Raw genomic sequence first — 17,427 nt, forward strand, 5'->3', positions numbered from 1 at the left:
TGGACACCGATGCACGCGCGGCTGCGCGTGCGATCGTTCCAACGGCGACGCTAGTGGGTGCGACGGCGGTGCGGCGGGCGGATGGGGATTACCGTGGGCAAAACTTCCCTCACCGGGAGGTGTCGCTCAGCGAACGTTCTCGGACGAGCCGCAGGTAGTGGCGCTCGTAGACGGCGGCCATGGTCCCCACGTCGAAGTGGTCGCTCACCCGACGCCGGCAGTCGCGGGGGTCGAGGCGGCCGACCTCCCGGATGGCGGCCGGCAGCTCCTCCTCGGTGTCGCAGACCAGGCCGCTGACCCCGGGCTCGACGATCTCGGCGACCGCCGCGCGGCGCAGCGCCACCACGGGCGTCCCGCAGGCCATCGCCTCGATGAGCACCATGCCGAACGGCTCCTCCCAGTGCACGGGGAACAGCAGGCAGCGCGCCCCGGCCAGCAGTTCGACCTTGGCGGCGGTGTCGGGCTCGCCCAGGTACTCGGCGTCGGGTCCGAGCAGCGGCTCGATCTCGCGCTCGAAGTACTCGATCTCTTCGGGCCGGGTGCAGCGACCGGCGATCTTGATGGGATGGCCGGCCGCGCGGGCCGCGGCGATGGCGGTGTGCACGCCCTTGTCGGCGCTCATCCGCCCGAGGAAGGCCACGTGGTCGCCCTTGCGTTCGCGGAAGGGGAACTGCGCGGGATCGACCGCGTTGTGCGCCGTGCCGGCCCACCGGATGCCCGAGGTCACCCGCTGCTGGGCGTGGGACACCGAGACGAGCCCGGCCATCCCGCCGATGAACCGGTAGCAGAGGGCGGCCTCGCCGACGGGCGCCAGATGCGCGGTGACCAGCGTCGGCGCCCGCCGGACCGGCGCGGTGAGCGGGCCGACCAGCGTGTGGTCGTGCACCACGTCGGGTTCGAACCCGTCGATGTGCCCGGCGGCGCCGACGGCGTGCGCCACCTCGATCTCCACCTGCCCGAGGCAGGGGTGCTGCGGCTCGGGATAGGTCTGGGCGAACTCCGCCCCGGTGCCGTTGCGGCCCGCGGCGACCAGCATCACCTCGTGGCCGCGGGCCTGCAGGCCCTCGATGAGCCGGGCGACCACGGCCTCGGTGCCGCCGTAGGCGGGGGGCGGGATCTCATACCACGGCGGCGCCACCATCGCGATCCGCATGGGGTCATCATGCCACCCCGGGTTCGTCCCGGTTCATCCGGAGTTCTCCGTGAAGACACGGCTGGCGAGGAAGTCGTCCGGGCGCAGCACGGTGAGCTCCGCGCGACCGACCTCGCCGCCCTCGGCGATCAGCCGGTTGGCGTGCCGCAGCCGGGCCCGTTCGATGGCGTTGCGCACCGAGCGGGCGTTGGCGAAGCGCGGCCGGTCCCGGCGTCGCTCCAGGTAGTCGCGGAAGATCGGCTCCGTCTCGGGGGCCAGCGCGTAGCCCTCGCGGGTCAGCATCAGGTGCCCGATCGCCTCCAGCTCACCGGCGGTGTAGTCCGGGAAGTCGATGTGGTGGGCGATCCGCGAGCTCATGCCGGGGTTGGAGGAGAAGAACGAGTCCATCCGGTCCTTGTAGCCGGCGAGCACCACCACCAGGTCGTCGCGCTGGTTCTCCATGACCTGGAGCAGGATCTCGATGGCCTCCTGCCCGTAGTCGCGCTCGTTCTCGGCCCGGTACAGGTAGTACGCCTCGTCGATGAACAGCACCCCGCCCATCGCCCGCTTGAGGACCTCCTTGGTCTTGGGCGCGGTGTGGCCCACGTACTGCCCGACCAGGTCGTCCCGGGTGACCGACACCAGGTGGCCCTTGCGGATGTAGCCGAGGCGGTGCAGCAGCTCGGCCAGCCGCACCGCGACGGTGGTCTTGCCGGTGCCGGGGCTGCCGGTGAAGCACATGTGCAGGTTGGGCCGTCCGGAGTCGATGCCGAACCGGGCACGGGCACGGTCCACGAGCAGCAGCGCGGCGATCTCCCGGATCCGGGTCTTGACGGGCGCGAGCCCGACGAGCTCGGTGTCGAGCGCGTCCAGCACCTCGTCCACCTGCGAGTCGGACCGTTCCCTGGCCAGGTCGATGAGCGCCCCGGGCGGCAGCGTCTCCACCGCGGCGGGGGCCTCCTCCGGCTCGGCGGTGCCGTTGGCCCCGCCCCTCATTCCGAAACCCATCCGTTCCGTCACGTCTCCGAACCTTCACTTTCAGGACGGACCCGCCCGAGGGCCCACGGAGCTGTCGCCCCGTGGGCCCCGTGAGCGGGCCCGCGTGGTCTGGACTGAGGAAGCTTTCAAGATCGCGAGGAACGAGCGATCTTGAAAACGACGAGGGAAGACCGCGCGTCACAGGCCCGCTCGCCGTCGCGCCGGAGGCGCGACCATGAGCAGGCCGTCAATCCGCGTAGCGGTCGCCCTCGGGGCGGTCGGTCGCGTAAGCGTGCAGGGAGACGCGGACGCGGCGGTCGCTGGTCTCCTGCCGGTCGATGCGGAAGCCCGGCTCGCTCGGCGGGCGGTTGACGATGAACGACAGCGCCGTGGTCTGGCGGCCGTAGCTCGCGTCGTAGGCGTTCAGCCGGATGTAGTGCCGCGGGTACGTCTTGCGGCACTCGTTGATCTCGTGGACGACGCCCGCCGGGTCCTTGAGGTCGAACATCGGCAGGCCCCACATCTCCCAGTAGGAGTTGCGCGGGTGCGGGTCGTCGGTGAACTCCACCGAGCAGGGCCAGCCCTGATCCAGGGCGTAGGCGACCTGCGCGGCGATCTCCTCGTCGGTCAGGTCGGGCAGGTACGAGAAGGTGCCTTGAGTGATTCGCATCAGATGCTCACCGGGGTCTCGACGACGTCAGGGGTGTCGGTGGATTCGTAGGTGAAGGTGATGTCGCCCCAGGTGGACAGGGCGACGTCCAGCTCGCGGCTGTGCTTGGCGGCGTTGCGCAGGATGTCGGGGCCCTCCTTGAGGAAGTCGCGGCCCTCGTTGCGCGCCTTGATCATCGCCTCCAGCGCGACCCGGTTGGCGGCGGCGCCGGCCGCGATGCCCATCGGGTGGCCGATGGTGCCGCCGCCGAACTGCAGCACCACGTCCTCGTCCAGGTAGTGCAGGAGCTGGTGCATCTGGCCGGCGTGGATGCCGCCGGAGGCGACCGGCATGACGCCGGGCATGGAGGCCCAGTCCTGGTCGAAGTACAGGCCCTTGACCGGGTCGGCGGCGATCTTGTCCATCCGCAGGGTGTCGTAGAAGCCGGCGACGGTGTTGGGGTCGCCCTCCAGCTTGCCGACGACGGTCCCGGCGTGGATGTGGTCGACCCCGGCCAGCCGCATCCACTTGGCGATGACCCGGAAGCTGACGCCGTGGGTCTTCTGCCGCGTGTAGGTGGAGTGCCCGGCGCGGTGCAGGTGCAGGATCAGGCCGTTGGCGCGGGCCCACTTGGCCATCGACTGGATGGCGGTGTAGCCGATGGTCAGGTCGATCATGATGATGACGCTGCCGAGGTCCTTGGCGAACTCGGCGCGCTCGTACATGTCCTCCATCGTCCCGGCGGTGACGTTGAGGTAGTGGCCCTTGATCTCACCGCTGGCGGCCTGCGCCTTGTTGACGCCCTCCATGCAGTAGAGGAAGCGGTCGCGCCAGCGCATGAAGGGCTGGGAGTTGATGTTCTCGTCGTCCTTGGTGAAGTCGAGGCCGCCGCGCAGGGCCTCGTAGACGACGCGCCCGTAGTTGCGGGCGCTGAGGCCCAGCTTGGGCTTGACGGTCGCGCCGAGCAGCGGACGGCCGTACTTGTTGAGGTACTCGCGCTCCATGATGATGCCGTGCGCGGGCCCCTGGAACGTCTTGACGTAGTGCGTGGGGATCCGCATGTCCTCCAGCCGCAGGGCCTTGAGGGCCTTGAAGCCGAAGACGTTGCCGATGATGGAGGAGGTCAGGTTGGCGATCGACCCCTCCTCGAACAGGTCGAGGTCGTAGGCGATGTAGGCGATGAACTCGCCCTCCTTGCCCGGGACCGGCTCGACCTTGTAGCACTTGGCCTGGTAGTTCTCGTAGCTGGTGAGGCGGTCGGTCCAGACGACGGTCCAGGTGGCGGTGGAGGACTCCCCGGCCACCGCCGCGCCGGCCTCCTCCGGCGGCACGCCCTGCTGCGGCGTGATCCGGAAGGCCGCCAGGATGTCGCTGTCCTTGGGCACATAGTCCGGTCGCCAGTAGCCCATCTCCGCGTACGGGATCACGCCCGCCGACCAGCGGCCGCCCGTACTTCCGTTGCCCGTCATCGCCCGCTCCTGTGCCGTTTGTGCCGTTCCGACCTGGACGCGACCAGACTGGCGCGACGATACTTGCCTTGTCCATCAAGTGTTCCGGGCCAACGATCAACCCATCGCTCAAGGGAGGGGAATGACCGAGGGACGTCTGCGCACGTTCACGGCGCTGGCCGAGACCGGCTCGGTGCGCGCCGCCGCCGCCCGGCTGTTCGTCACCGAGTCGGCGGTCTCGGCGGCCGTCGCCGCGCTGGCGCGCGACCTGGGCGTGCCGGTGATCGAACGGGTCGGTCGGGGCGTCCGGCTGACCCCGGCGGGCGAGGTGTACGCGGGGTACGCGCGGCAGGTGCTGGGGCTGCTGGAGCAGGGCCGGGCGGCGGCGCGCGGCGAGGCCGACCCGGAGCGCGGGGCGCTGCGGCTGGCCGCCGTGACGACCGCCGCCGACCAGGTGCTGCCCGGACTGCTGGCGGGCTTCCGGGCGCGCCGACCGGGGGTGGAGCTGACCTTGGAGGTGGGGCCGAGCCGGCAGGTGTGGCGGTGGCTGGCCGACCATGAGGTCGACCTGGTGCTCGGCGGGCGCCCGCCCGACGGGGTGACCGCCGCCGTGCTGGCGACGCGTTCGAACGACCTCGTCGTGGTGACCGCCCCCGAGGTGGTGTTCGACCTGCGGACGACGCCGTGGGTCATGCGGGAGCCGGGTTCGGGCACGCGCCGCACCGCCGAGGCGTACCTGGCCGAGCGCGACGCCGACCCGCCGCAGCTCGTGCTGGGCTCCAACGGCGCGGTGATCGCCGGCGCGGCGGCGGGGCTCGGCGCGGCGCTGGTCTCCCGCGACGCTGTGGGTCCCGAGCTGGCCGACGGGCGGCTGGTGGTGGTCGACGCGCCGGGGATGCCGCTGCACCGGCCCTGGCACGCGGTCGCGGGCGTCGCCCCCACCGCGACCACCCGACTGTTCATTGACCATCTCCTGGAGGCCCCGGGGTGGCGTCCGGCGGCGCGCGCGGTGTGAGAAGACGGCAGAATCGGGTTCGGCACTCCTCACCGAGATCCCGACCCCGTACCCGGAAGGGCGTCCGATGGACCGCACCCACGACCTCGTTCTGTTCGGCGCGACCGGCTTCACCGGCGGCCTGACCGCCGACCACCTCGCCGAACACGCCCCGCCCGGGACGCGATGGGCGCTGGCCGGGCGCAGCATGGCCCGGTTGGAGGCCGTCCGCGAACGGCTGACCGGGCTCAACCCCGCCTGCGCCGACCTGCCGCTCCTGCACGCCGACGCCGAGGACGCGGACTCGATCCGGGCCGTGGCCGAGTCCGCCCGGGTCGTCATCTCCACCGTCGGCCCGTACCTGAAGTACGGCGAGCCGCTCGTGGCGGCGTGCGCCCGCGCGGGCACCGACTACGTCGACCTGACCGGCGAGCCGACCTTCGTGGACCGGATGTACGTGCGGTACCACGACGAGGCGGCGCGCACCGGGGCGCGGATCGTGCACGCCTGCGGGTTCGACTCCATCCCGCACGACCTGGGCGTCTACTTCACCGTCCAGCGGCTCCCCGAGGGCGCGCCGATGCACGTGGAGGGCTTCGTCCGGGCGAACGGCGACTTCTCCGGCGGGACGCTGGAGTCGGCCCTCGGGGTCTTCACCGACCTGCCCGGCATGGTGCGCGCCGAGGTGGAACGCCGCCGGGTCGAGCCGCGCCCGGCGGGCCGCCGCGTCCGGATCTCGCGCGCCCCCGTCCCCCGCACGAGGCTCGCCGGCGGCTGGACCCTTCCGATGCCGACCATCGACCCGCAGATCGTGACCCGTTCGGCCGCCGCCCTCGACCGCTACGGGCCCGACTTCTCCTACGGCCACTACGTCGCGGTCAGGCGCCTGGCCAGTGCGGTCGCCATGGCCGCCGGCACGGGCGCCGCCGTGGCCCTGGCACAGTTCCCGCCGGGCCGTTCCCTGCTCGCGCGGCTGCGCGCGCCCGGCGAGGGCCCGACCGCCGAGCAGCGCGCCGGGCACTGGTTCAGCGTCACGTTCGTGGGACGGGTGACCGGCGGCGTCCACGCGGGCGAGCAGGTCGTCACCGAGGTCGCGGGCGGGGACCCCGGGTACGGCGACACCGCCAAGATGCTGGCCGAGTCCGCGCTGTGCCTGGCCCACGACGACCTGCCGAAGACCTCCGGCCAGGTGACACCCGCCGTGGCGATGGGCGACGCCCTCATCGACCGACTGATCAGGGTCGGCATCACCTTCCGCGTCCGGTAGCCGGCATATTCGGGTGTCGTGAACGATCTCTTCGGCTCTCCGCTGCTCTGGGTCGAGCAGCCCGTCCGGCTGCCCGCCGCCAAGGCCGCGTACACGATCCTCGACGGCGGCGGGGCGGTGCTGGCGCGGGCCGCCGAGCAGGGGGTGTCGCTGCGGCGCCAGGTGACGCGCGCGGCGTTCGGCGATGCCTCGCAGCGCACGGTGCAGATGACCGGCGCGGGGGGCGAGCCGCTGTTGACGATCACGGCGCGGGCCGAGGGCGGGGCCACGGTGCTGCGCCCGGACGGCGCCCTGGTCGGCACGTTCGACGGCTCCGGTCCCAACTACCACTCGCGCGCCCTGCACGGCCCCGGCGGTCATCGGGTCGGCGAGGTCACCGCCGCGAAGGTCGGCCGCCGGTACGCGGTGACCGACGTCCACGGCGTCCCGGTCGCGCAGATCGAGAAGAAGTGGACCGGCGTGGCCAAGGAGGTGCTGACGACCGCCGACCGGTACCGGGTGGAGATCGCCCGTCCGCTGGCCGACCCGCTGCGCGTCCTGGTGCCCGTGGCGGCGGTGGCGCTGGACCTGATCTTCTTCGAGTCCAAGGACTGGCCGATCGGCTGAGCGGGCGGTCGCGACCTCAGCGCCGCAGCGGCACGACGGCCTCGATCACGGTGCCGCCGCCCGGCCGGCTGGAGACGTGGACGCGGCCGCCCAACAGCTCGGCGCGCTCGGACATGCCCCGCAGCCCGTAGGAGTCGGGACGGCGGCCGGGGGCGAACACGTCCTGGATCGAGAACCCCACGCCGTCGTCGGACACCCGCAGCCGGACCCGGTCGCGTTCGTGCTCCAACAGCAGGTGCACGACGGACGCCTTGGCGTGCTTGAGGCCGTTGCCCACCGCCTCCTGGGCGATGCGGTACAGCGCCGTCTGGACGTGGTCGGGCAGCTCGTCCTCCAGCTCCCCGGACACGGTGACGGTGACGTCCAGCGCAGGCTGCCGCGATCCGGCCTCGCGGGCGAGCGTGGCCAGCGCCGCCGACAGGCCCAGATCGTCCAGCACCGGCGGGCGCAGGCCCCCGATGGCCGCCCGGGTCTCGGCCGCCGCCAGCTCGCTCAGCTCCCGCGCCAGCATCAACTGGTCGTGCGCCTCCCGGGACGCGCCGTGGGACAGGGCCTGGTCGCAGGCCGACAGGTGGAAGCCCAGGCTGGCCAGCCGCTGCGCGACACCGTCGTGGATGTCGCGCACCAGCCGGGCGCGCTCGGCCTCCTGCACCTCGACGGCGCGCTCGGCGAACCGCTCGGCGGAGTGCTCGCGCTCCTGGGCGTTGCGCAGCCGCCGGCACGAGTGCAGCACCGGGGAGAACAGCGCGGCGAGCGCGGTGACCAGCTCCAGGTCCTCTTCGCGGCACGGGCCCGCCGACCTCGTGTCGATGACCGCGAGCGTGGCGTGCCCGGCGCGCACCGGCAGCGCCGCGCCCCGGCCGTCCGGGTGCGGGCGGGGCCTGCCGTGCGCGGCGACCCAACCCACGTCGCCCTCGCCGAGGGGGACGGGCTCGCGGCCGGGGCACTCCAGCACCCGCTCCTCCTCGTCGAGCACGTACACGTCGCAGAACGGCAGGTCGGTGGCCGAGCGGACCACCAGCCCGGCCAGTTCCACGGCCATGTCCGGCAGCACCCGGTCCGAGCACGCCACGGTGACGATCCGGACCAGCAGGTCCGGACCGCGCCCGGCCAGCAGCTCCAACGGGGTCATCGGAACAGGCCCTCGCGCAGCGCGACGGCGATGGCGGCCGACCGGTCGGTGACCTCCAGCTTGCGGTACAGCGCGCGCAGATGGCTCTTGACCGTCTCCTCGCTGAGCACCAGCCGGGACGCCATGGCCCGGTTGGAGAGCCCGGCGACCAGCAGGGACAGCACCTCGCTCTCCCGCTGGGTGAGGCCGCGGTTGGCGCCCGGCCAGAACTCGCCCCGGTTGAGCCGCGCCGCGCTGGCCGCCATCCGACCCGCCAGCGTGGGGTCGACCACGGTCTCGCCCTGGGAGACCTCCTCCAGCCGCCGGACGAGCTCCAGCCCGTCGACCCGTTTGAGCAGATAGCCGCCCGCGCCCGCCCGCAGCGCCTCGAAGACGTACTGCTCGTCGTCGTAGACCGACAGGAACACGACGCGGGTGGCGGGCGAGCGGGCGGTCAGGTCCCGGCACAGGTCCAGGCCGCTCTCCGGACCGAGCCGGACGTCCAGCAGCACCACGTCGGGCCGCAGCGCGGTGACCAGTCGAACGGCCTCGCGGGACGTGCCCGCCTGGCCCACGACGCGCACCCGGCCGGCGAACCCGGCCAGCATCGCCTGGAGTCCGGCGAGGATCATCTCGTGGTCGTCGACGAGGACGACGCGCACAGGGGGGCCCATCAGAGCAACATAACAACCGAACCTACTCGCCAGTAGCGCCGCGTTGCACGGGTTGTGCGGGTTTCTGCGGGGGCGCGGGCCGGCGATTCACCCCTCGCCTCACCTAGAAGGGTGAGGACTGGTGAGAAACCTCCCCATACCGTCATGTTCCGTCAGGACAACGGTGCGGACGGAGGACATCAGGTGCCCCATCGGATCGTGCATATGCTCCGGGCGCGCGGCTCAGGCCGGCGTCCCGTCATGCTCGCCATCGCGGGGGACAGCGCGGCGGGCAAGACGACACTGACCAGGGGGCTCGTGCAGTGCCTGGGGGAAGACCGGATGACCGCGGTGTGCGTGGACGACTACCACCGCTATGACCGCCGGGAACGCAAGGACAAGCCCTTCACGGCGCTGCACCCGGACTGCAACCACATCGACATCATGGAGCAGCACCTGCAGTTGCTGTCGATGGGCGAGCCGATCCTCAAGCCGGTGTACGACCACTCCACCGGCGAGCTGGTGCGGCCGGAACTGGTCGAGCCCCGCGACTTCGTGATCGTCGAGGGCCTGCTGCCGCTGCACACCCGGCTGGCCCGGGCCTGCTTCGACATCACGGTCTACCTCGACCCGCCCGAGTCGCTGCGCCACCAGTGGAAGATCGACCGGGACACCAACAAGCGCGGCTACGCACCCGAACAGGTGCGCGCCGAGCTGGACCGCCGGGAGCCGGAGAGCGCCGCCTACATCCGGCCGCAGCGCCGCTGGGCCGACATCGTGGTCCGCTTCGCCCCGGTCGCCGAGCGCACCGACCCGCCGGAGACGCCGCTGTCGGCCGAACTGCTGCTGCGGCCCACCATCGACCACCCCGAGCTGCGCGGCGTCCTCGACGACGCCGAGCACCGCGCGATGCACCTCAAGCTCCACCGCGACACCGACGGCCGTCCGGTCGACGCCCTGCACGTCCACGGGTACGTGTCGCCGGAGGAGAGCCAGGTCGTCAAGAAGACCATCTGGGAACGCCTCGACACCCCCGCGGAGCTGCCCGACGCGCTCGGCAGGCTCGCCGACGGCGCGGGCAGCGACCCCTTGGCGATCACCCAACTGATCCTGCTCTACCACCTGCTGGAGGCCAACCGCGCTCAGGCCGCCTGACCCACGCGGTGCAGATCGCATCCCACCCCGAGCCGGCCGGGCCGCCTGGTGCCCCTGGGACAGCTCCTTCTGGGCGGCCGGCCACCGCGAGCCGACGCGGGGAGGCCCGGAGCTCCGCTCCGGCCGCGCGGCTCCGCGGTGTCGGGAGGACGCCGGCGTTTCTCGCTGGACCCGCCGGCGTCCTCCCGACCTCCCCTCACGTCAGTGTCAGTCGGTGCCACGGCGGCTCGGGGCGCTCCCGTGCCACCACCGCCAGGGACTGGCCGCCGGCGACCCGTTCGTCGGGCTCGCCGAGCAGCCGGAACCGGGCGTTGGGCCGGTGCGACTCCCCCACCGCCAACAGGGTGCAGCCCTGCCGCAGGAGGAACACCGCCACGTCCATCCGGGTCCACTCCCCCGCGTCCTCGGGGATGTCCACCCGGAACAGCGAGCCGTCGGAGTCCAGCGTGCTGGCCATGTTGGAGTACACCGCCGCGACACCCGGATTGCGGATGACGTCGGCGACCACCGTGTAGTCGTCGAGGTCGACCGTCTCGATGTCCGGGTCGATCAGCCGCAGCGCCTCGCGCAGCTCCGGCCGGTGGCTGTCGCGGAGGCCCGCGACGAAGTGGACGCCGTCCCGACCGCTCTCGCGGCTGCGGGCGGTGACCGCCAGCATCACCCGGATCGTCTCGTCGTCGGTGCGCCCGTGGACGAAGACCGTGCGCGCCCGGTCCACGCCGGCCCGTTCCAGCCCCGTCTCGTCGTAGCGGACGACGTCGTACTCGGCCGGATCGGGGTTCTCCCCGGCCAGCTCGCCCTCCCAGAACACCGCCACCACCGGGGTGCGCCGGTACTTGGGGTCGGGTCGGAGCTGGGCGATGACGTGCCGGACCATCTCCCGCTCATAGCCGATCACCACCACGTGGTCCTCGTGGTGCAGCCGCGCCATGCCGTTGGCCTTCAACGTCCTGCCCCTCGCCATCCAGAGTGTCAGCTCCGCGAACAGCATCAGCCCCGCGCTGAGCCCCGCGCCGACGATCAGCACGCCGCCGATCCGGCCGCCCGCGCTCACCGGGAACAGGTCCCCGTAGCCGGTGGTGGTGCCGCTGACGAAGAAGTACCAGAGGTAGTTGAGCGGATCCCGGATCTCGGCGTCGGCGGGCTCGAACAGTCGGATCAGGGTCCAGCCCAGCACCAGCGCGGCCGTCATCACGATCGCCGGGACCCGCCAGGCGGTGGCCCCCAGCGACTGCAGCACCCTGAGCATCAACGCGGGCACGATGGTCACCTCCCGCCGGATCTTCCTCGGCGTGCGCGGCAATCTGCCGCATGACCTGCCGCGATGTCAACCTCAGGGATCTTTGCGGGACCGATCGCGAAGGTAGGTGGTCTGGTCGCGCATCTTCTGGGCGTCCCCTTCGAGCAGCCGGTGCGCCAGCTCGGAGACGTGTTCGGCGATGAGGTCGAGCTGGGTGACGAGCTCGTCGGAGGCCGTCCGGCGTGCCGCCGAGCCCCGGCCCGAGGCGAACCAGCCCGGCAGGTTGAGGTACGTCTCGAACCCCGCCGGCAGGTCCGACCGGACCGCCCGGGTCAGCTCGTAGCGCGCGTCGGGGTCGGCGGCCGGCAGATCGGGCCGGTCCATGAGATGGACGAGCGTGTCCCGGATCTCCTTGAGCCGCACCATGGCCGGCGGGGGCATCCGGCCCGCGTGCGCGGCGACCCGTTCCACGAGCGCGTCCAGCTCCTCGCGCAGCCGCCCGGTGTCCTCCGTCGGGTCCGCAATGACCAGGGTCACCTTTTCCGGCGGCGCGGCCAGCGCCCCGGCCGCGTACAGTCCGCCGATGACCAGCGGCCAGTACGCGCCCGCCGCGCCGGTGAAGTACAGGCCGAGCCCGACCAGCCCGCACGCCGAGCCGACCAGGTTCTTGGTCGACCCGACGTAGCGGCCGAGCCGGTCACTGATAGCCACGGATCTCCCTGAACACCACGTCCAGCGACTGGGAGCGCGCGTCGAAGGTCCGCCCACCGGTCAGCTTCCCCAGGTCGTTCATCTCGCCGGTGGCGGCCTCGCCGAACAGGACGGCGAACACCGGGACCCCCCGCACCCGCTCCGGCAGATCACCGAACCGATCCCGGAAGTCACCGAAGTCCATGCCGTCGGAGTTCTCGCCGTCCGACATCAGGACGATCGAGGTGAACCGGTCCGGGTCACGGCCGATCTGCTCGTCGGCGACCTGGTACGCCCGGGTCAGGCTGTCGTAGATCGCCGTGCCGCCGGAGGCGTCGAGCCCCTGGGCGAACGACCGGATCCTCGCCAGCTCGCCCTCCGGCGCCGTCGCCGGCACGGTGTGGAACCTCGGCTCCCGCGGCGCGCTCCCGAACGGGATCAGCGTGACCTCCTCACGGTTGAGGAACCGCTCGTACCGCGCGGACGCGCCCGACCCGCCGGTCAACGCGACCAGCGCGGAGCGCAGCGCCTCGATCCGTTCGCCCGCCATCGACCCGGACGTGTCGATCACGTACAGCGTCCGGGACGGCCGGCGGATCTTGTCGTAGTACGCCCCCAGCAGCGCGACCACCGCGTCGAGCCGGGCCGGGAACGGCAGCTCGGGCGGGATGGCCGCGAACCCGTCGGCGCGCACCTGCGGGTTGACCGGACGCCGATGCACCTCGGTCATGATCCGCCGCTGGACATCGGGCCGCCGCAGGTACTCGCCCAACCGCCGGTGGCTCTCCTGCGCGTCGGCGGGCGCCGAGGCCAGCAGGGTGAGCGGATAGTCGGCCGTCACCACCCCGTCCCTCGGATACACGAGGGTGAGCGGCTCGCGGAGCCGGCCCGGCGCGTTCAGCGAGCGCAGCACGGACTCGTAGTTGATCAGCCCGTCGACCTCGCCCTGCCGCCGCAGGTACGCGTCCGACAGCCAGCCGGACGAGCCCGCCGTGAGCGTCTGCCCGGCGAAGAACCCCTTCAGCTTCGGCGCGGTGGCGTCGACGCTCGGCCCGTCCAGGGCGCCGCCCTCGCCCGACAGCGCGGAGGCCACCGCGACCAGCGCCGAGAACCCCGAGTTGGACGCCGCCGGGCTCGTCATCCCGTAGGTGAACCGCCTGGCGGCGGCGGCGTCGGCGATCTCCGCCCAGGTCGGCGGACGCCGGTCCCAGCCGAGCCGCCGCGCCGCCGAGGTGCGGACGCCGAGCACCACCGGGGAGATCATCGTGGTGGTGGCGGTGCGCAGCCTGCTCTGCGCCTCCCGGTGCAGCGACAGGTAGCGGTTGGAGGAGAACCAGACGGCCTCGTACCGCCCGTCGGCCTTCCCGCCCACGATCTGCTGAACGCCGTCGAGGGTCCCGACGTGCGACATCCGCACCTTGACGCCGATGTCCTTCTCGGCCTGCTCGAGGATGGGCTTGAGGTCGGCGAGTTCGCTGCCGGCCAGCACCCGCAGCTCGCCCCTTGTGAAGCCCTCGTCCTCGTCGGGGTCGTCGCCGCCTCCGCAGCCGGACACGGCCAGCGTCAGCGCGGCGACCAGCGCGACGGCACGGCGGATCACGAGCGCCCCCCGTCGCGGTCGTGGGCCCGCTCCAGGTAGGCGCTCGCCCTCCCCAGCTCGGCGCCCAGCGCGTCCACCGTCGCCTTCATGGAGTCGGCGGCCCGCGCCTTGAACGTGTCGACCGCGTCGATCGCCTGGTAGATCTGCTCGAACGAGCGCCGCAGCGTCTCCACCCCCACCGCGGGCTCGGCCGCGATCCGCTGGATCTCCGCGCCCTGGCCGGCCAGCATCTCGGCGTTGGCGGCGAGGAGGTCCTCCGTCGTGCCGCGCAGCGCGTTCACCTGCTCGATCACCTGCTTCTGGTGGGTCAGCGCGGCGGCGATCGTGACCGCGATGCGCAGCGCCGACACCGTGGTGGACGCCGCCCGGTCCACGCCCTTGATCAGCTCGTCGTTGTTGCGGCGGACGGCGTCCAGCGCGAGGTAGCCCTGGGCGCACACCGCGAGCTGCGTCAGCAGGTCCTGGTGCGTCTGGCGGACGGGGAACAGCACGTCCGCGCGCAGCGTGTCGGCCCGCGCCGGGTCCGGCTCGGCGTCGACCCGGCGCTCCAGCTCCTCGTCGAGGGCCTGGATGAGCAGCGCGTACTCCTGGAGGCGGCCCATCGTCTCCCAGAGCGCGGCGCGCTCGTTGTGGATCGCGGCGTTGTCGCGGCGCAGCTCGTCCTGCCCGGACCGCAGCGACATGACGATCTTGTCGAGGTGGGTGCTCGCCGACTGGTAGCGGGACACCAGGTCGCGCAGCGCGTTCCCGAACGGCAGCCGCGACAGCAGCCTTCGGCCCGTCGGTCGCCCGACGTCCTTGGGGTCCAGGTCCTCGACCGTCCGGCGCAGCTCCACCAGGCCCTCGGCGACCCGCCGTCCCCCGCCCGCGTCACCGCGCCCGATGGACGCGACCGTGCGGTCCAGCATCCGGTTCGCCGAACGGGCGGAGGCGCGGATCTCGCCGTCCCCCAGCGAGGCGATCTCGTTCACCTTGGTCAGGAACTCGGGCGAACGCGGGTCCACCGCCACCAGGCCGTCGACGTACGCCGCGGCCCGCTCGTCCAGCTCGGTACGGGCCGTGTCGTCGATCGGGATGATCGTGGCCGCCCGTTCCGGGGCGATCGGCGCCACCGGCTCGGGAGGGGTGAGGACCAGGTCGTCCCCGCTCATGGGTGCTCCAAGGGTCGGGAGGGCTCAGGAGGGACCGGCGCCGTAGCCCCGCTCGACCGCCGCCAGCAGGCTCTCCAGCGCGTCGTAGGAGGGGGTGTCGACGACGTCGATCAGATTCGTCGCGACGGGGACCCGGTGTTCGGCCGTCACCTTCGCGAACCGCGCGGCGTCGGCGGTGCGGAACCCGTGCCGGGCCGCCAGCCGCTGCAGCTCCGGGTCGGACGTCAACAGCCTGCCCACGCGGTCCCCGGCGGGCCGCAGCGGGACGAGGCCGTGCCGCGAGATCACGGTGGGCACCGGGTACGTCAGCACCATGCCCGGCCTGATCTGGCCTTGGACGGCACGGCCCACGAATTGCGCCTCGTACACGCACACCAGCGGCACCTGACCCATGCCCACCGACAGGTAGTCCTCGAACGGGCCCTCGCTGGTGTTCTCGGTGTAGCCCTGGTCGTGGAACAGCCGTCCCACCAGCGGCAGCACCCGCGCCCGCGACCTCGCGTCGCCGACCACGGCGCTGCCGTTGGCGACGAAGCTCGTGATCGACAGGTACATCGCCGCCGAGTTGGAGCTGCGCGGGTCGGTGGTGGACACCAGCACGTCCTTGCGGACGGGGTAGGCGGTGTTGCCCTTGAGCTGATCCCACCTGACCTTGCGCTCGGCCAGCTCGAGGTAGGCGGCGACGTCGAACGTCGAGGTGCCGTCGGGGGCCTTCTTCACCACGCCGGCGTCGCGCAACAGGGCGGCGATCGGCTCGAAGGTGGCGATGGCCATCGGCGTGGAGAACGGGGAGTACCGGGTGGTGATCCGACGCCGCTGCTGGATCTTGTCGGCGGCGGGCGAACTGCCCGGGAAGGCGAAGTCGTAGCGTGCCAGATCGACCGAGGTGGCGATCTGCCGCGACCCGGCGGGGTCGACCTGCACGTTCAGCCCGTGCTTCGCGAAGGCGGCGCGCACGGCCGGATCGGCGAAGAAGGCCTGCTTCTCCGAACCGATGACCCCGCGTACGGTCGGTTGCTCAGAGGCCTGCTCGGAGCCGTTGCCGATCAGGATCGCGACCGCGACCCCGACCGCCAGCCCGGCGGCCAGCACTATCGATATGACCCTTTTCATCGGCGCCGCCAGACTGCCCGCGGCGACGGACCGTCAGCGGTCGGCGGGATGTCCGGCGCGTGAACGCGAAGCGCCCAACGTCCCTCAGCCCGCGGGGCCCCGCCGCAGCACGCGGTGCAGCGCCGCCTCGACCTCCTCGGCGAGGCCGGGGGCGTCGGCGCGGGGCGCGCAGGCGAGCCGTCCGCCCTGGCCGTCGCCGGGTCGGGCCTCCCGCACGTGCCCGCAGTCGCGGCACTCCACCTCGCCGAGCCGACAGATCAGGGCGGTGGACCCGCAGCCGGCGCAGTCGTCGAGGTCGGCGGTCCAGTCGTGCGCGCACTGACAGGCCGGGCAGACCAGCACCTGCCGGTCGTCCCGCACCCCGCGTCGCCAGGGACTGACGCCGCGGACCGGGTCGGTCTGCCGCGCCCCGCAACGGAAGCAGGGCATCACGCCTCCCACGGAATCGGGCCGGGCCGCGCCCGACCACGCGGTGATCACAGCGTGGCGAGCGCCTTGCGGTACTCGTCCATGGCGCGCGGCTCGGAGATCGCGTTCACGACCTTCCAGCGGACGACGCCCTCCCGATCGATGACGAAGGTGCCGCGCGCGGCCGTCCCCCGGTCGTCGTCGAACACCCCGTAGGCCCGGGCGACCTCGCCGTGCGGCCAGAAGTCCGACAGCAGGGGGAAGGAGAAGCCGTCCCGGTCGGCCCAGGCGCGCAGGGCGAACATGGAGTCCACCGACACGGCGGCCACCCTGGTGTCCGGGCCCAACGACGTCAGCCCGTCGCGGAGCGCCCGCAGCTCACCGGCGCAGACCCCGCTGAACGCCAGCGGATAGAACACCAGGAGCACGTGATGCGCGCCCCGCAGCCCGGACAGCCGGAACGGGACGCCGTGCTGGTCCGCCAGCTCGAAGTCCGGGGCGACATCGCCCACCTCAACCGCCATGACAGCTCCCGCAGATTCGGCCGGCCCTCGGCCCCCGTCCGCGGAGGGCCGCACCCGCGGGCCCGGCCCGCCACCGCTCCAGTGTGCCATCGGGCCGCCGATGCGGCGTGACCGGCACAGGCCATGGGGGATCGCCCCGAGCGGCCCGAACGGCGTGGGACGGCCCGGGCGGCCCCGAACGTCCCCGGCGGTGTAGGGAGGTCCGGGGGCCGGCGGCGGCTCTCGGCTCGGCGTGACCCTACTTGCGGACCTTCGGTGCGACCAGGCGGGTGCCGGACCACTCCTGCGCGGCGCTCATGCTGCTGGTCTGGGAGAGTCCGGCGGTGGGCGCGGACTCCCCGATCTCGCTGGGCTCCACGTGCCCGTCCCGCCCGGCCTTGGGCGTCAGCAGCCAGATGTGACCGCCGTCGGCCAACGAGGTGCGGGCGTCGACCAGTCCGTCGACCAGGTCGCCGTCCTCGTCGCGCCACCACAGCACCACGACGTCGACGACGTCCTCATAGTCCTCGTCGACCAGTTCGCTTCCGGTGACCGCCTCGATGGAGCTGCGCAGCTCCTCGTCGCAGTCGTCGTCGTAACCGATCTCCTGCACCACCTGGCTCGCCTTGAAGCCGAGCCGTTCGGCCAGGCTGCGCTCAGACTGCGCCTGACCCGCGGTCGCGCTCACGAACGTCCTCCCCATGTCGATGGGCCACTCGGTGTGGCGTT

Annotated in this window: 18 protein-coding genes; 4 read left to right on the forward strand and 14 right to left on the reverse strand. The window is 72.6% G+C overall.

The genetic code is table 11. The features are described 5' to 3' along the window. Positions 1-109 precede the first annotated feature (109 nt). From DFJ69_RS03795 to DFJ69_RS03810, 4 genes are all read right to left on the reverse strand, one after another. Positions 110-1,153 carry a glycosyltransferase family 4 protein gene (locus tag DFJ69_RS03795; RefSeq protein ID WP_116021196.1) on the reverse strand — a complete coding sequence of 348 codons (1,044 nt, stop codon included), beginning with the start codon at positions 1,151-1,153 and terminating at the stop codon, positions 110-112. Between the two features lie 33 nt (positions 1,154-1,186). Next, entirely contained in the window at positions 1,187-2,152 is a 966-nt protein-coding gene (gene cbbX / locus DFJ69_RS03800; RefSeq protein WP_211328501.1) for a CbbX protein, read from the reverse strand. Between the two features lie 205 nt (positions 2,153-2,357). Continuing rightward, positions 2,358-2,780, reverse strand: a complete 423-nt coding sequence (locus DFJ69_RS03805; RefSeq protein WP_116021197.1) for a ribulose bisphosphate carboxylase small subunit — start codon at positions 2,778-2,780, stop codon at positions 2,358-2,360. Further along, positions 2,780-4,228 (reverse strand): form I ribulose bisphosphate carboxylase large subunit, encoded by a 1,449-nt coding sequence (locus tag DFJ69_RS03810; RefSeq protein WP_116021198.1) that lies wholly within the window; start codon positions 4,226-4,228, stop codon positions 2,780-2,782. Before DFJ69_RS03810 ends, DFJ69_RS03805 begins: the two co-directional genes overlap by 1 nt. 121 nt (positions 4,229-4,349) lie before the next feature. Between DFJ69_RS03810 and DFJ69_RS03815 the strand changes: the two genes are divergently transcribed. From DFJ69_RS03815 to DFJ69_RS03825, 3 genes are all read left to right on the forward strand, one after another. After that, positions 4,350-5,222, forward strand: a complete 873-nt coding sequence (locus tag DFJ69_RS03815; RefSeq protein WP_116021199.1) for a LysR substrate-binding domain-containing protein — start codon at positions 4,350-4,352, stop codon at positions 5,220-5,222. Positions 5,223-5,289: 67 nt separating this feature from the next. Beyond that, a complete protein-coding gene (locus tag DFJ69_RS03820; RefSeq protein WP_116021200.1) occupies positions 5,290-6,468 on the forward strand; it encodes a saccharopine dehydrogenase family protein in 1,179 nt (392 codons plus the stop codon). Between the two features lie 18 nt (positions 6,469-6,486). Continuing rightward, positions 6,487-7,074 carry a phospholipid scramblase-related protein gene (locus tag DFJ69_RS03825; RefSeq protein ID WP_116021201.1) on the forward strand — a complete coding sequence of 196 codons (588 nt, stop codon included), beginning with the start codon at positions 6,487-6,489 and terminating at the stop codon, positions 7,072-7,074. A 16-nt stretch (positions 7,075-7,090) separates the two neighbouring features. Here the strand turns inward: DFJ69_RS03825 and DFJ69_RS03830 are convergent, their stop codons facing one another. Further along, the gene (locus tag DFJ69_RS03830) at positions 7,091-8,206 is read right to left on the reverse strand and encodes a GAF domain-containing sensor histidine kinase (RefSeq protein WP_116021202.1); all 1,116 of its coding nucleotides are present in this window, start codon (positions 8,204-8,206) and stop codon (positions 7,091-7,093) included. Further along, complete coding sequence (locus DFJ69_RS03835) at positions 8,203-8,859, reverse strand: response regulator (protein WP_211328502.1); 657 nt, start codon at positions 8,857-8,859, stop codon at positions 8,203-8,205. Before DFJ69_RS03835 ends, DFJ69_RS03830 begins: the two co-directional genes overlap by 4 nt. 204 nt (positions 8,860-9,063) lie before the next feature. On the opposite strand from DFJ69_RS03835, the gene DFJ69_RS03840 reads away from it, so the two are divergent. Beyond that, positions 9,064-9,993, forward strand: coding sequence for a phosphoribulokinase (locus DFJ69_RS03840; RefSeq protein WP_116026373.1), 930 nt, complete (start codon positions 9,064-9,066; stop codon positions 9,991-9,993). A gap of 196 nt (positions 9,994-10,189) precedes the next feature. Here the strand turns inward: DFJ69_RS03840 and DFJ69_RS03845 are convergent, their stop codons facing one another. The 8 genes from DFJ69_RS03845 to DFJ69_RS03880 all read right to left on the reverse strand — a co-directional run bounded on the left by DFJ69_RS03845 (position 10,190) and on the right by DFJ69_RS03880 (position 17,386). Beyond that, entirely contained in the window at positions 10,190-11,263 is a 1,074-nt protein-coding gene (locus DFJ69_RS03845; RefSeq protein ID WP_116021204.1) for a potassium channel family protein, read from the reverse strand. A gap of 63 nt (positions 11,264-11,326) precedes the next feature. Next, on the reverse strand, positions 11,327-11,944 hold the full coding sequence (locus DFJ69_RS03850) for a hypothetical protein (RefSeq protein WP_116021205.1): 618 nt from the start codon (positions 11,942-11,944) through the stop codon (positions 11,327-11,329). Then, the gene (locus DFJ69_RS03855; RefSeq protein WP_245973987.1) at positions 11,931-13,523 is read right to left on the reverse strand and encodes a vWA domain-containing protein; all 1,593 of its coding nucleotides are present in this window, start codon (positions 13,521-13,523) and stop codon (positions 11,931-11,933) included. The genes DFJ69_RS03850 and DFJ69_RS03855 overlap by 14 nt, the downstream gene beginning before the upstream one ends. Further along, entirely contained in the window at positions 13,520-14,674 is a 1,155-nt protein-coding gene (locus tag DFJ69_RS03860) for a toxic anion resistance protein (RefSeq protein ID WP_116021206.1), read from the reverse strand. The genes DFJ69_RS03855 and DFJ69_RS03860 overlap by 4 nt, the downstream gene beginning before the upstream one ends. A 24-nt stretch (positions 14,675-14,698) precedes the next feature. Beyond that, positions 14,699-15,787, reverse strand: coding sequence for a hypothetical protein (locus DFJ69_RS03865; RefSeq protein WP_116021207.1), 1,089 nt, complete (start codon positions 15,785-15,787; stop codon positions 14,699-14,701). An 84-nt stretch (positions 15,788-15,871) separates the two neighbouring features. Next, entirely contained in the window at positions 15,872-16,216 is a 345-nt protein-coding gene (locus tag DFJ69_RS03870) for a hypothetical protein (protein ID WP_116026375.1), read from the reverse strand. Between the two features lie 47 nt (positions 16,217-16,263). Next, positions 16,264-16,719, reverse strand: coding sequence for a peroxiredoxin (locus DFJ69_RS03875; protein ID WP_116021208.1), 456 nt, complete (start codon positions 16,717-16,719; stop codon positions 16,264-16,266). Between the two features lie 238 nt (positions 16,720-16,957). After that, a complete protein-coding gene (locus DFJ69_RS03880) occupies positions 16,958-17,386 on the reverse strand; it encodes a DUF3052 domain-containing protein (RefSeq protein ID WP_116021209.1) in 429 nt (142 codons plus the stop codon). Positions 17,387-17,427 lie beyond the last annotated feature (41 nt).

This window comes from Thermomonospora umbrina (assembly GCF_003386555.1).
In the GTDB taxonomy this organism is placed as follows: Bacteria; Actinomycetota; Actinomycetes; order Streptosporangiales; family Streptosporangiaceae; genus Thermomonospora; species Thermomonospora umbrina.